Raw genomic sequence first — 14,596 nt, 5'->3', positions numbered from 1 at the left:
GGCTTTAGCCATCTGGCCTATTTCTGAAACTTATTATTGTGCTACTGGGGGTTTATCCCCCGGTACTATCGGATGACAAGGCAGTAGCAGATTCACCAGCACTTGCGGTGAAATCACCGTCGGCAGTGTGATGTTGCATTGCGCTTGTCCATTCCAGTGTACTGACATGGTTTCACCGGCTTTGATACCACTGAGATAGGTAGAACCATCGTCGTTAACAATGCCGGTTTCTTGCTGGTTTTCATTTAATACGGTGGCCCCAAATGGTGGTGAGGTACCATCAGCCATACGTAACATAGCCATCGCTTTTTCACCGGAAATCACATTAAAGCGACGATAACCAATCGCCCCTTCAGTCAGAGTCATCTGTGCTACTGATCCGGTGACCTCAACGTTGTCGTTCAAGTTGTCAATATCAACGCTAGCCCGGTTGCGGTAATAACTATTCACATCACTGACCACAGCTTTACCAAAGTGGTTGGTTTTCACCGTTGAGCCATATCCCTGAACCGGCACATCAGCAACACCTTGGGTATCGAGCAACAAACGCGTACCACCAATAGTATTGGCTCGATGTAATGCGGCACCTTCAGCCGTCAGCGTTGCCCCCCCTTGAATACCCACACCAACAGAAGAGTATTGCCCTTCCTGATAACTGGCGTTGGCATTGATATCCGCGCTATTACCCATGTGGTTATAGTTACCACTCACCAATACTCCGCTACGTGCTACACCGGTATTAAGCTGGTAACTGTTATGGTCATCCAGACGATCGGCATATCCCACCCGTTGAGTGTTTTCGCGCCCGCTGACCGTGGCGCTGTAGCTCACCGTCGCACTGTTACCGAACGGCATAGACAAGGACAAATACACCCCGTCATCATTGCTGTTGTTATACCGGTTACGGTATGCCGACAATGACATACTGATGTTCTTCACTTTGCCAATGTCGAAATAGCGCGCTAACGACAAGTTATAGCGGTCATTCGCTGAGCGTTCCCAATAGGTCTGATGGCTGTAATTCAGATAGGCACTTAGCCCTAAATCACTAAACTGTTGGTTGAAACTGATGGTATACATCTCTTTATTCCCACCAATGCTTCCCCCGCGATAACGTGCATTCAGATAGTCAGTCATGCTCATAAAGTTGCGCTCAGAGAAGCGATAACCCGCAAAAGTGACCTGACTGCCCGTTTCCTGGAAGTTTTTCGAATAGTTGACTCGGTAAGAACCACCACTCAAGGTGCCTTGATCGGGTAAAGTAGCCCACGATTGAGTCATATCAACCGACAGCGCACCAAACTCCATCAAATCACGCCCAACCCCCATGGATGCAGCTTGATATTCGTTTTCGCCACCAATTCCGCCGCCGTACAATGACCAGCCATTGTTGATCCCCCAGGAAAATTCCCCAGTGGCAAATGCCGGTCCTTCAGCACTATGGCTAATATCCGACGGCTTACCGGCAGCTACGCGATAGCGCACCATACCGGGGCGGGTCAGATAGGGAATACTGGCTGTATTCACTTGGAATTGCTGTACTTGTCCGTCAAGCTCTTCGACTCGCACATCCAAGGTGCCGGACACAAAACTGTTCAGGTTCTGAATACGGAATGGGCCCGCAGCCACCAGAGTTTCACTCAATACACGGCCCTGCTGGCTAACGATTACCCGCGCATTGGTACGGGCAACCCCGCTAATCTCCGGTGCATAGCCACGCATATTTGGCGGTAACATATTGTCATCGGTCGCTAAACTCGCCCCGCTAAAGCGGAAGTTGTCAAAAATCGCTGAGTTTAGAAAATCTTCACCCAACGTGAGCTTGGCGCCCAGGCTCGGTATTGCGCGATAGGCGTAATAACGGCTCCAGTCCCATTGGCGTTCAGTCTGAGTACCGGAAGCCTGATCAATACGCGACTGCCAGTCAGCACGAAACCGCCAGGCACCTAAGTTAGCCCCGGTGGTTCCGTTACCACTTAAGGTATTGTTACTACTATTGCTTACTTCCTGGCGATTCAGTTGCCCTAGCAGGTTGTAGTCAAAAATAACCCCAGAGATCCCCTCTTCCCAGCGAGAAGGCGGATCCCAATCGGGGGCACTGTATTCCAACCAAGCTTGAGGTACGCTCAGATAAAGTGATGATGTCGCCAAATCGCCTTCCACAGTCATACCGGGTAAGCTTTTGATATCCAAACATTCACCATTACGCCACCAGGTCAGTCGCCGGGCACTATCTTCTTTCAATGCCAGCAGCTCAACCAACTGCGGTGATAAACAGGCCTCACTTTTTTTAGGATCTTGTTCCGATGCATAAAACACCACCGGCTGCTCATTGATTTCCTGTTTATTCATATGAACCAATAAGTTATAATTCCCCGGCATGATAAAACCGCGCTGGGAGAACTGGCTCAGATCGATATTGGCGCGATCCTTGGTATCCAATACATCAGTATTAAACTGAATATCATCACTGGTTTGCGCCCCATAAGCATTGCCACTTAATGCAACGGCAATCAAAATGCGCAATAAATCACGACGGGCAGCACCGTTGGTGATGGAAGGAGCGGATACCATGGAATATGTCACCTTACTCATTGAAATCAGTAATAATCTAATTTGAAATGAACACTGGAATAATAAGCTCCAGCACGCAGGACCTTGCCATTGCCCACTAAACGCAGGGCATAATTGAGTTTCATATCGGTAGGGATAATATTTATCTCAGGTGACGGTACGCCAGGCGTAGTGGTATTGCCTTTGTCATCAACAATTTGTATTGCAATCCCTTCAGCATCACCGTAAACAGCAAAATTATTGCCGTCCGCAGCACCGTCAAATGACACCGCGAAATGCTGGCGATTAGACTTCTCAGGATCCGCATTAGCCAACCGACAATCCAGTAGGCGAATCTCAAATGGATGCTCATTGCCCACGCCGTTTTCAACCAATTGACTTATGGGTAAGATCGCCATATCAATGGTCTGTTCCAGGCTTCCGGGGTCTATCGCACAGGCAGTGTCAGTAATACTTCCTTCCATACTCACGCGGCCCCAATCTGTTTTCATGGGATCAGCCAATACCGATAGACTCACCAAAGACACCATCAGTAAGGAAGGAGGCACTAGCAAAAAAAATGACCTGGACATAAATCACCTAGCTCATCCAACACATATCTCTTTCAAGAGGAAAAGACATGCGGAAGAATCCGCATGTCCAATTAAAAAAGGGGGTGCTTATTGATAAGCCAGCGTGAAGTCTGCAACGCTGTAGAAGTTACCTGGTTTGATCGCGTCAGAAGCAGTGCTGCCCTGCAGGTAAGCAGAGAAAACCAGAGTGTTGTTTTCGCCGACCAGAGTCTGACCAGCAGTTGGTTGACCCAGAGAAACAACAGAACCAGAACCATCAGTGATGGCAATACCAGCACCTTCAGCTTCGCCAGTGAAGCCCAGCAGGCCAGTTACGGCTGTTGATTCCATGCCGCTGAAAGTAGTAGTAACAGTGTCCAGAGTCGTAATGTCACAGTTTTCCAGTTTGATCTGGAAGTTACGTGGCGTTGATTTGCCACCATTCTGCAAAGCAACATTAGAGATCTGACCCAGGTTTACAGTCTGGTCAATTGACTCAGGCGCGATTGAGCAAGGTGCATCAATAATTGAACCAGTAAAAGTCACAGTACCGTGACCCTGATCAGCGGCGTTAGCCATAGAAGCAAAACCTAATACCAAACCTGCTGCCAAGATCGTTTTATTCAGTTTCATTACGTGATTCCTTTATACACAATTAAAATTTAATACGCTGATTTGCCTTGATAAAGCCAAGACAAATACTGCATAAAAGTTGTTTTAAAATACAAATGCATGTTGCTTCTTGCCGTTAAAATACCAAATGACAAGCTGAGAACTGCATAGAGCCATAAAGTCAACATGTGGGAATTAGTAACCAGCCACACATTAAAAAAATGCAAATAACGTTTAAAGCTCTTTTTTGTTCGAGGCAGATAATACAAATATAGACTTCCAGTTGATAGATATTTAATTCAAATAGATAAAATTCAGAGTGTTTAACTTAATTAATTACAGTAATGAAACAAAATCGATAAGATTGATCGATAAACATTATACCCTCGACACATAAAACTCCAAAAATAAGCATGTCGACACATTTGATCGCTAAAGAACGATTTGCCAAAATTAATGATTGCTTATTTCACACCCCAATTTATAATCGACATTAAATTCTTAACACTTTATACCAGAGAGCATAAAAACCTTGGCAATAGCCTAATATATCCGTATTGACACATTGATAAACGCATAGTGTAACTGAGTATTTTTGTATATAAACGCTTAACCAACCCAAAAACAAAGACACCAAGCAATTGATTTTAATGAAATTTACTGAAAAAAGCCAAAAGCACCACTTATTTATCCAGGAGGATCAAAAACCCTATTTATTTTATGGAGTAAAAAAATAAAAAGAAGTTAAATTTAATGTCTATGATACGTGTAAAAAACACAGAATATAAAAAAACAAAAAAATAAATAAGAACTCAGCCGCTTTAATGTAAGAACAGTCACCAAGCTCGTAGGAAATGTCTTTATAAAATGTAGGATGCACTATTTGCAAATGCAGAATATAGGTAAATTAAAGTCGCACATTCTTAATATATAAATCAAATGGAGTAAAAATAATGAAACCGAAGAGTCAGAGAAAAGAAGAAGTAATGGGTATCTTGGAAGATCACTGTAACTCTTTAAAAGAGCAGTTTACTGATTCTCCTCCTCCGGTTATTAATTGGCCGAAAACCAGAGAGCTTGCGGATAAAGCACAATTAGATATTTATACCGCAAGGTTAGTGTTAATGAAGCTAGTGGATGAGGACAGGGCCAGAATGTCAGAAACCAAGGTGATGAACTCATTACGCTGGTTTGTTGCGCACCCTGAAAAAAAATAAAACAGCCATCAACTTAGGGTAAACATACTGTTTTTCAGCAGGATATCGGCTCAAAAGTGATAATGAGTCACGGTTGATTGCTGCCAGACACTCCCCCGTTGAGCCGTTATAACCCCAATATTGGACAATGAGTTAACCCGTTGCCGTAAGACACTGCGTTAGCTATATAAGTTACTTGTTGATAGAAAAATGAAACTTTGTTTACCCCCATCTATAAGACCCACACTCTCAGAACAAGGGCTCAACCTTGTTGTTATGGTGCTGATGGCCATTACCTTTGCCACCATGATGCACTATGAAATCAACCGAGGAGGGGCTGGGCTTCATCTTCCTGCCAATATAGTCATCTGGGCCATGATGGCGCTGCTGACGATAACACTCTATTTACCCCATACTAAAGCCATTCAGCTTGTGAACCCTCCCGGCCGTTTGTGGCTGCTGTTTGGTGCCTTGATGATAAGCCTGCCGGGGCTATTTCCTGCCTCACTACAACATATCGCTGCCTGGTTACCGCGGATTTTAGGCCTGTGGGGCGGGATAATACTGCTACTGGGGCTGTTCCGCCTGAAACTGAATGTAGTCCTGCGACAGAGATGGCTGGTGCTCATACTCTTATCAGCCTGGGGGCAAGCAGTACTGACTCTGCTGCAATTTTTTGTTTTTACATCCGATAATTGGATGGAATTTGATAGTGCGCAGCGCCCTTATGGCATATTCCAGCAAACCAATGTGCTGGCCAGTTATCTGGCAACGGGTTATAGCATTGCAATCTATCTGTTTATGCTAACGGGCAATCGGGCAGTCCGGGGTATCAGCATACTTACCCTGCTGGTATTCCCAGGCTTATTGGTGCTGTTGCAATCGAGGATCGGTTGGGTTGGCGGGATAGCAACCTTGCTATTGCTGTCGCTATATTACTGGCGTCAGCGACAAATAGCCTGGGTGTGGCTAAGTAGCCTGCTGAGTTTACTGACCGCCGTTTATCTGTTGGAACAGATGAATATCGGTATGCATGTATCCAAAGATGCCAGCAACACCGAGCGCTGGCTGATACTGCAATATACCTGGCAGATGATACAACAGCACCCATGGCAGGGCTGGGGATACGGTAGTTTCGAGTCAGGCTTTGCCCATGAATTGGCGAAGAACGGGCAGGTTCCTGGTTACTTAACTTATCCTTCCCACCCTCATAATGAAGTGTTTTACGGTTGGGTTGAGGGAGGCATTGCCGCGCTGATCGGGATGTTGCTATTGGCAATCGGCTATGTGAAACCGCTCTTAATGCAACCAAAAACCGTTCTCCCTTTGTGGATTCTCACCTTGCCGATTGCGTTGCATTTGATGACCGAGTTCCCCCTTTATCAATCAGCAGCCCATTGGTTAGTGCTTATTTTGCTTGGCCGCCTGATGGTAACGGAAGATATGCTGCAATCCACCACATGGGTGCCAACCCGCTGGCAACAGTGGCTACACACTGCCATTATTTTATCGGCCTTATGCACTCTAGTATTTATGGTGACAGGCTTTAAAACCGGCCGGGTGCTCACACTGACCGAAAGAAGCGGCTTGGTTGACATGCAGCCTTTAGATAGCCTGACCAATCCCTATATCCAATGGGAAAGGTATCAATACATAAGATATATTAATCTATTATTGCAATTTAACCAGCACCCTGACCCGCTGTTATTGAGTCAATTTAGGGTATGGGCAGAGCAGTACATTCAACTGCACAATGATCCTAATGTTTATCAAAGTCTGATCATGATTGCTCGGTATCAGAAGGAAACAGCACAAGCCGATCAGTGGTATCAAACTGCTCACGCTTTATTCCCCGCCAATCCTGCCTTTCAATAACGCCTACCTTATCAGCCATCAGAATATTACCTGGCCCCTAAATCAAGGGGCTTATCTGCGCCGTTTGCGAGCAGCCTCGAGTTTTTACCTATGTCAGTTTTAGGGCTGCTGGGCTAGTATATCGGCTGGAAAAAGGACTTGATGAACGGTTGCAATTACACCCCCTTCTGTTTCAAGCTCATAGCTTATTTTTATCGGCTGTTGTGCCGGCATTGATAGCGAGATTTCCGTGTTAACCGTAAAATCATGTGATAGCTAACGATAATAATAAAAATCACAATTAACTTTAAATTCAATGGACTATAAATCATAACCACATGAATAATACCGATAAACTCGATTCTCACACCCCAATGATGCAGCAGTACTTTTTTTGAAAGTTAATTTATTGATAAACATAGAATAAATATCCAATTATCGATTTTGGTATACCGATGGGCTACATTATTCGGCGATAAAAACTTGTTATTCATTCGGCTCAATTCCCTGCTTGCGAAACTATTTACGGACAAATTCCTTGAACCAATTGCCGAGACTTACACCGTCTTTTGCTACGACCTAATCAAGCTGAGCGAGTAGCTCAGGCGAGATACGTATTTGGAAGCTCGGAGACTTGCCTGCCGATGAAAATTTTTTTTCGTATCGCATTAAATCGCCGAATCAATATAACCCAATGAAAAAAATGGTTTAATGAGAAATATTTTGGTTGAGTCGCCTATGATTTCAAAAGTGTGAGGTATACAGGAAAACGATATAGGTGTGATAGAAAGCAAAAATGATCGGGAGCTAGAAAGGTGAAAGCCCACCAGCGGTGGGCTTTCGACTGCGCTTTGCCTTTACAATGTGTGCAACCAGAACCTACAAAGAGGGGAAGTAGACAACACAGGCATCGAGTTGATAAAAGAACCTTACACAAAAGAGTGCAAACTGTCAATATATAATTTATATTAATCTAAAAAAGGAGGATAGAACCTTGCCGAAAACCACTAACTATACACCAATCTTAGATTTGGTCTCGCTTCCAAGAATAAACAGTTATCAAATAACCTTTCAAACTTCTAACGATTATGAACTCTATGGAGCCTATCTATGGTGCCAGCAAGTTGGTGGGAATTTATACCCTTTAATTCAAAATTTAGAAATTACAGTTAGAAATACTATAGACAATGCTGCGAAGAAAAGATTTGGCGATTATTGGTGGAACAAGATCTATTGTAATAAGAACATCAACTCGACTAATTTTATGAAAAAAATTGATTCAGCTATTGATAAGCTGGACAGGGAATGGATCGATTTTGAGAAAAGAAGATTAGGTTTAAAGCCGTGGGATAATTTACCCGCAACAAGCATTATACCTACATGGTCTCACGATAAAATCATAGCAGCAACCGATTTCTCAGCATGGCATTATATTTTGAATAAAGAGTTTATCTCAAAAAACCCTGGGATGAATGATAAATATCTTTGGCCTAAGTCTTTAAGCGCTGCGTTCAAAAATTATTCATCTATTAACCCTGACCAATCAAAAATAAATAAAGAATTAAGCGATTTGATATTTGATTTAAGACAATATAGAAATCGATTATTTCACCATGAACCGCTCTGGGTCAAAGCGCCAACAGTAACAAGTCCTTCCACCGCAATTGATACTATAAGAGCAAAAATCAATAATATTGAAAAAGTCATTTATGCAATTGACACAAGAAAACTCGATATATTGAATAAAGTAGGTTTGTTTAACAAAGTCAGAAGAGTATGCACGATTGAAGAGCTTGAAATATATACTTATGTTAAAAAACCTGAAAGATTGACAAAAAAACAAAGCAGATTGTTTAGAGGAATATATTCCAAGTCATCAAACAACAACGAATCAATACTTCTTATGCACTCAGATGTAAGTTATATTCTAAATAGGTTTAGATGAGCAACCTATTAAATAAAAATAAATTTAAATTCAGATGGAGAAAGAAATGATCAGTAGAGGCTCAGAATGGAATAAATGGGATCTTCATGTCCATACTCCTGCATCAGTTTTGAGAAACGAATATAGAGACGACTGGGATAAATATATTGTTGATTTATTCACTAAAGCTATTGAAGAAAATGTAAAAGTAATAGGGATTACTGATTACTTTTTCATAGATGGATATAAAAAAATAAAAAATGACTACTTATCTAACCCTCAAAAAATGGAGCAATTGTTAGGTGCTGAAAAGTATGAGTTAGTGAAAGAAATAAAGGTATTACCAAATATCGAGTTCAGAATTGATAAATTAGTTATCGGAAAAGAATCAGATTTAAAGTGGAATAGAAAAGTAAACTACCATCTCTTAGTATGTGATTCTATTGCCCCAGAAATCATAGAAAAAGAAATTATAAACTGTCTGAAATTTGATTTTTATTCAGAACCAGGTGCCAGAACAGACAGAAGAAATTTCACAAAAGAAAATATAATCGAATTTGGCGAAAAACTATGCCAACATCAAGATAGTTTTGCTGGACAAAATCCTTTATTTGTAGGGATGATAAATTCATGCTTCAATCTTGATGAACTCAAAGAAATATTAAACACGAACGGAAAATTCAAAGGAAAATACATATTAGCTTTACCAGCAGATGAAGATCTAAGTAAAGTCAGTTGGAAAAGTCAAGGCCATGCTGTTCGGAAGCATCTCATAATGCAATCACACATGCTCTTCACTTCAAATAGTGGCACTATTGATTTTTGCAAAGGTGAAAAGCACGAGACGATAAAAGATTATTTGAGAGAGTTTGGAAACCTAAAACCTTGTGTTTGGGGTTCAGATGCACACTCCTCAGATAAGATGTTTAAACCTGACGATAATAGGCATACCTGGATAAAAGCTGATCTCAGCTTCGATGGGCTGAAACAAATAATATATGAGCCTGAGTCGAGAGTTAAAATCCAAGAGTCTCACCCACAGACAAAAGCCGGATATCAAACTATATTAAGAGCAAGATTCATATGTGAAGATAAAAAGTTCCCCAAGGACTGGATATATTTCAATAAAGATTTGAATACAATAATAGGTGGAAAATCTTCTGGGAAATCACTCTTACTTTACTTCATTGCAGCGACTATAAATAAAAATGCTGTTTTAGAAAATATAAACTTAGCTGACACCGACAACTATGATACAAAAGGTATTGACTTTGAGGTAGAGTGGGATGATGGAAGTATTAGTTTGCTCTCTAACTTAGAAGATACAAAACCTATAACTTATATACCTCAATTATACATTAATAAACTGGCAGAAGCTGAAGGAAAAAATCAGCTCAAAAAACTTATCGAGTCGATTCTGAAGCAGAATAGAGATTTTAATGAATTTAGTGAAGTTAAAGACTCTGAAATTAAGTCAAAAAACAAAGAGATAAAGGAAAAAATTGAACTCCACCAGTCATTCTCAGATAATTACACAACATTATGTGATGAAAGAAATAAGATTGGTGATAAGGCCTCGATTGAAAAAGAGATCAGCTCATTAGAAGAGCAATGTAAAAAATTAAGAGAAAAGTCAGGGTTCAATCAGCAAGAAATAATAACATACAATAAACTCAATACCATTATAAAAAACTCTGAGAATAGATTGAGAATAGTTGAGAACTATCGTTTAAATTCCACAAAACTAATAACTGGTCTACACGAAAGGTTTTTGGATTACACTAATGCATTAAAATCTGATTTAGCATCCTCGTTAAGTGTTGCAGATACTGCTATTTTTTCAAAAAAATACTATGCCATTATCGAAAAGGGTATGGACAATATTCGTTTAGAAACTCAAAAGTATTTTGATTTGAAAATAAATAAAACCCCGGAACTTATCGATAAAATAACAGGGATAAAAGAAAAATCAGAGTTAGAGATCAATCCTTTATTGTTAAAAGTTAAGGAGAAAGAAAGTCTCGACTTATTTACCAAAAAGATAAGTATCGAAAGGGAAAAGTTGAGTAAAATAAATGGACTGCAACAAGTAATAGACAAATTATTATTAGATGCAAAAGATAATCTTTCTAATCTACAAAATAATTATGCAGAATTGATGTCTTTATATCAAGACTTTCTGATTGAGTTATCATCCGAACAATATAGCATTTCTGATGATATGAAAATAATCCCCAAGCTGAGCTTTAATAAAGATGGATTTGGTAAATTCATAGATAATTTTGACATGAGAGGAAATTTACAACTTTTAATGGGTGATGCATATGACCCTAAAGAACTTTTTGCTTTTGATGTAGAAAACCATATAGAACAAATCAACACGATTTTAGCGAATACAAAGAAAGAAACATGTCCAAAAGTGAAGAAAGGGATTACTAAAAAGGATATCTTTTATACACTCTACGATGACTATTTCTTTATTGATTATGAAATCATTTATAATAATGATGAAATATTAAAAATGTCTCCAGGTAAAAGAGGATTAGTTCTTTTGAATTTATTGTTGCATCTAAGCAACGCATCACATCCGATACTAATAGACCAACCAGAAGATAATTTAGACAACAGAACCATATATGAACAGTTGAATAAGTTTATTAAACAGCGAAAAAAAATGAGACAAATATTATTAGTTACGCATAATGCAAACCTTGTTGTTTCTGCTGATTCAGAATGTGTTATTGTTGCAAACCAAACTGGTCAAATTAAAGATGGTGAGAATGAAGAGTATCAGTTTGAATATATCGTCAATGCACTTGAAAATACTTTTGAAAAAGTACAGGATACTTGCCTCCTAAAGAGTATGGGTATAAGACAACATGTATGTGAAATTCTGGAGGGAGGTCAGGATGCATTTAAAGAAAGAGAAATAAAATATGGCCTAAGATTTTAAATTATATATAGGAATATTTGCAAGGTATGACTAAGAGAAGCTCCGCTTCTCTTGTCCCTTGCTTTTTTCGCCGTTCCGTTGAAAAAAGAAAATCAAAATCTAAGCACGAAGATTGACATACACTGTATTTCTAATATAACTGTATTATAAGTGTTGCAAAGGAATTGCTCACTATAAGCGAATACAAACATACAAATATGAAAAGGAGTTTCTATGAGTAAAACAATTACCTTATCCTATACAGATTTCAAGCCAGCCTGCGATCATAAATCCCCTACTCAATCGTTGCGAATACACTGTGTCAGTGTTCGATTTAACAAAGAAGAATTAGAGACCCTTAATTCCAGTCGTGGAAACAAAAGTAAAGGCGAATGGCTTCGATTAACCTCTCTTGATAGGTTTCCTCCTGTCGTTCCTGCTATAAATGTTGAAGCCTGGAAATCATTGTCTGACATATCCCAGAAGCTAAACCGCCTTATAAGCCATCTTGATGCCAAAAGCAGTAATAGTGAGCTAACGAAAACAGAGATCTTCGCAGTAAAGAGACAGATTAATGAGCTTCGTTCGTGCCTTATAGCTTCTGAACCATCCGTCAGGTAATTCTCGCATGAAAGGGATGCAACGGATTAAAAGACACAAAAACTTTATCAATGTCGTGAAGTATGTGTTGAAGCCTGGTTCTCACCATAGTGAAGCTCCCATTGTGATAGGGGGCAACATGACAGGTGATTGTGTAAAGGAACTGATCTCAGAGTTCGACACAGCAAGTATGCTCAGAACCGACATAGCAAAACCCGCATGGCACAACTCACTTAGATTGCCTTGTGGAGATAAGCTAACCCAAGAGCAGTGGGTTAAAATTGCTGACGATTACATGAAGCAGTTAGGTTTCAGTGACACTCACCTTCGTTGTTATGTCCTACACGATGATGCCGCTGGTCAACACATACATATCATTGCCAATCGAGTAGATTCCTTGTCTGATAAGGTTCACTTGGGCAGACATGAAAGTCTTATAAGTGGTCGGATAATTTCCGAACTTGAAATCGCTCATGGCCTTACTAAAACCCCAACAGTAAGAACACAACTGAAGCAAACAAAGCGTAAGCTTTCACGCAATGAAGAGATGCTTTCTCAACGGACAGGCTTGCCCTGTCCCAAGAAATCCCTACAACAAATCATTGATAAATGTTTGACGGATAAACCCAATCTAGAAACTTTTATCAAAAGAATCGGAGAAGCTCAGGTTTCCTGGACGGCGAACGTCTCAAAAACAGGAAAAATGAACGGGTTCTCATTCTCCTACCGCGATATAGCTTTCAAAGCTTCACAATTGGGTAAGAGCTACTCTTGGGCGAATCTTCAAAAGCTTCTCAACTACGAACCTGAACGCGACAACTCGCTACTGTTGCATACCAGGCCAGTTGCTCCTGCTCCTGCTCCTGCTCCTGCTCCTGCTCCTGCTCCTGCTCCTGCTCCTGCAAAAATGGTATTCAACACAGTCAGGGAAGCACTAACCATTTCTGAGAAAATTGCTTCTCTCGATTCAAAAATTGATGTTAAGGAGGATAAACGCAAACGCATAATCAACGCCGTTTTCGATTTACAAAATTCACAAAGAAGTAAATCTGCAAACGTTACTCGTTTTAACTCATGGCTCTTATTGATTAACTTATTGAAAAAAGTAGGTTTCTCTTTATTGTATCCAGTCAGAAACTTTAAGAACATCTTCACTGTTCACCGCTTTCCCCCTCCTGTTCGTTCTCAGTTTACTGCAAATCTTAAACAACAAAGATAACAACCAATTTCATCGGCCTGAAAGCAACCATATCGAAAGTAGGGATTAATCCATTGATTTCACGAGATTGATCGATCGGTTTAACAGATCGATAGTTTATTCTTGATAGGTCATGCCTATCATGAATGCAACATCGATCGGTACAAACGTTTTTACTTCAGTCTGATAAACATCGAAGATTCATCGAGATAAGCCTAAACACAATCAAAAATTGTCTATATGGGAAATAAAATGAAAAAATATACTTTGGTTGCAGCAGTTATAATTTCTTCTTTCCTGCTTGCAGGTTGCGATAGCGAACCATCTGAGCAAGATATATCTGTGGCATTAAATAAATCGATTGAAAGTGGGAATTCTGCAATTCGAGCCATTAATCCAAATGCATCACAAGAAATGCTCAGAAAACTTAACTCTGTTAAGAAAATTGATTGTGCAAAAGAATCCGATAAAAGTTACAAGTGTAATGCAGAAATAAACATCAATAATGAAAATAGAACAACCCCGATAAGATTACTCAAAACTGACGATGGCTGGAAAGTGATCGGCAATTAATGATTAATTCCCTTATAAAAAGCTCCCTTCTGGGAGCTTTTTTTCTAAATCATCACAACCTTGCTCTCTTTCTCGAACTTCCCTTATTTAGAATCTCTCTACTTATCTCACGCTGCTCATACTGAGCTTTCAATTCAACGTAGACTTGTTCTAATCTTACTTGATTTACTTCGATGTAATCTACCAGTGCATTTAGTTGAAAAAAAAGAACCTCTTTATTTTTTAATGTTTTGATAAAATTGCTTTTCATGCATTTGAACACGCTACTAAACATTTGCATTATATTATCAATGTTACTAATCGAACTACTATAAGTAGCTTGAGGGTGGAAGTATTTGAGATGATAGCCCACGAAGATTAAATACAAATTATAAGTGAACATCCCATCACCGGAAGAGTATGTATCAGTAATATATTTATCAATAAGTATGATAAATTGCTCTTCTTTAGATAGAGTTTTATTTTCTTTTGTCATATGGTTGCTTCCTTGCAATCTATTATTGTCATCCTGACTATTTAAATTTATCATGTTTTCAACAAAGATCAATAGGCAAAAGTTATCATAATGAAAAATAATTATTC

Annotated in this window: 11 protein-coding genes; 7 read left to right on the top strand and 4 right to left on the bottom strand. The window is 39.8% G+C overall.

Features of this window, described 5'->3' with window-relative positions; translation table 11 throughout:
- Positions 1-33: 33 nt before the first annotated feature.
- The 3 genes from A6J67_RS07890 to A6J67_RS07880 all read right to left on the bottom strand — a co-directional run bounded on the left by A6J67_RS07890 (position 34) and on the right by A6J67_RS07880 (position 3,758).
- Positions 34-2,574, bottom strand: a complete 2,541-nt coding sequence (locus A6J67_RS07890) for an outer membrane usher protein (RefSeq protein ID WP_042568514.1) — start codon at positions 2,572-2,574, stop codon at positions 34-36.
- 26 nt (positions 2,575-2,600) lie between these two features.
- Positions 2,601-3,104: a fimbrial protein gene (locus A6J67_RS07885; RefSeq protein WP_192945371.1), complete on the bottom strand. Its 504-nt coding sequence runs from the start codon at positions 3,102-3,104 to the stop codon at positions 2,601-2,603.
- A 129-nt stretch (positions 3,105-3,233) separates the two neighbouring features.
- On the bottom strand, positions 3,234-3,758 hold the full coding sequence (locus A6J67_RS07880; RefSeq protein ID WP_005181762.1) for a fimbrial protein: 525 nt from the start codon (positions 3,756-3,758) through the stop codon (positions 3,234-3,236).
- 932 nt (positions 3,759-4,690) lie between these two features.
- Here A6J67_RS07880 and A6J67_RS07875 point away from each other — a divergent pair.
- From A6J67_RS07875 to A6J67_RS07840, 7 genes are all read left to right on the top strand, one after another.
- Positions 4,691-4,954, top strand: a complete 264-nt coding sequence (locus A6J67_RS07875; RefSeq protein WP_032905500.1) for a faeA-like family protein — start codon at positions 4,691-4,693, stop codon at positions 4,952-4,954.
- Positions 4,955-5,218: 264 nt separating this feature from the next.
- Positions 5,219-6,808 (top strand): PglL family O-oligosaccharyltransferase, encoded by a 1,590-nt coding sequence (locus A6J67_RS07870; RefSeq protein WP_301280537.1) that lies wholly within the window; start codon positions 5,219-5,221, stop codon positions 6,806-6,808.
- Positions 6,809-7,781: 973 nt separating this feature from the next.
- The gene (locus A6J67_RS07860; RefSeq protein ID WP_192945366.1) at positions 7,782-8,732 is read left to right on the top strand and encodes an Abi family protein; all 951 of its coding nucleotides are present in this window, start codon (positions 7,782-7,784) and stop codon (positions 8,730-8,732) included.
- Positions 8,733-8,778: 46 nt separating this feature from the next.
- Positions 8,779-11,664, top strand: coding sequence for a TrlF family AAA-like ATPase (locus A6J67_RS07855; protein ID WP_105165823.1), 2,886 nt, complete (start codon positions 8,779-8,781; stop codon positions 11,662-11,664).
- Between the two features lie 213 nt (positions 11,665-11,877).
- On the top strand, positions 11,878-12,264 hold the full coding sequence (locus A6J67_RS07850) for a hypothetical protein (protein WP_050323211.1): 387 nt from the start codon (positions 11,878-11,880) through the stop codon (positions 12,262-12,264).
- A 7-nt stretch (positions 12,265-12,271) separates the two neighbouring features.
- Complete coding sequence (locus A6J67_RS07845; protein ID WP_080608128.1) at positions 12,272-13,462, top strand: relaxase/mobilization nuclease domain-containing protein; 1,191 nt, start codon at positions 12,272-12,274, stop codon at positions 13,460-13,462.
- Between the two features lie 231 nt (positions 13,463-13,693).
- The gene (locus A6J67_RS07840; RefSeq protein ID WP_080608127.1) at positions 13,694-14,014 is read left to right on the top strand and encodes a cell wall-binding protein; all 321 of its coding nucleotides are present in this window, start codon (positions 13,694-13,696) and stop codon (positions 14,012-14,014) included.
- 52 nt (positions 14,015-14,066) lie between these two features.
- On the opposite strand, the gene A6J67_RS07835 is transcribed toward A6J67_RS07840, so the two are convergent.
- Positions 14,067-14,489, bottom strand: coding sequence for a hypothetical protein (locus tag A6J67_RS07835; RefSeq protein WP_080608126.1), 423 nt, complete (start codon positions 14,487-14,489; stop codon positions 14,067-14,069).
- Between the last annotated feature and the right edge of the window lie 107 nt (positions 14,490-14,596).

This window comes from Yersinia sp. FDAARGOS_228 (assembly GCF_002073315.2).
In the GTDB taxonomy this organism is placed as follows: domain Bacteria; phylum Pseudomonadota; class Gammaproteobacteria; order Enterobacterales; family Enterobacteriaceae; genus Yersinia; species Yersinia intermedia.
This window is presented reverse-complemented; position numbering and strand designations above follow the sequence as displayed.

What these genes read in the sequence shown, in the direction of transcription:
- A6J67_RS07890 (WP_042568514.1), bottom strand. Translation starts at nt 2,574, where the DNA reads ATGGTATCCGCTCCTTCCATCACCAACGGTGCTGCCCGTCGTGATTTA.
- A6J67_RS07885 (WP_192945371.1), bottom strand. Translation starts at nt 3,104, where the DNA reads ATGGTGTCTTTGGTGAGTCTATCGGTATTGGCTGATCCCATGAAAACA.
- A6J67_RS07880 (WP_005181762.1), bottom strand. Translation starts at nt 3,758, where the DNA reads ATGAAACTGAATAAAACGATCTTGGCAGCAGGTTTGGTATTAGGTTTT.
- A6J67_RS07875 (WP_032905500.1), top strand. Translation starts at nt 4,691, where the DNA reads ATGAAACCGAAGAGTCAGAGAAAAGAAGAAGTAATGGGTATCTTGGAA.
- A6J67_RS07870 (WP_301280537.1), top strand. Translation starts at nt 5,219, where the DNA reads ATGGCCATTACCTTTGCCACCATGATGCACTATGAAATCAACCGAGGA.
- A6J67_RS07855 (WP_105165823.1), top strand. Translation starts at nt 8,779, where the DNA reads ATGATCAGTAGAGGCTCAGAATGGAATAAATGGGATCTTCATGTCCAT.
- A6J67_RS07850 (WP_050323211.1), top strand. Translation starts at nt 11,878, where the DNA reads ATGAGTAAAACAATTACCTTATCCTATACAGATTTCAAGCCAGCCTGC.
- A6J67_RS07845 (WP_080608128.1), top strand. Translation starts at nt 12,272, where the DNA reads ATGAAAGGGATGCAACGGATTAAAAGACACAAAAACTTTATCAATGTC.
- A6J67_RS07840 (WP_080608127.1), top strand. Translation starts at nt 13,694, where the DNA reads ATGAAAAAATATACTTTGGTTGCAGCAGTTATAATTTCTTCTTTCCTG.
- A6J67_RS07835 (WP_080608126.1), bottom strand. Translation starts at nt 14,489, where the DNA reads ATGACAAAAGAAAATAAAACTCTATCTAAAGAAGAGCAATTTATCATA.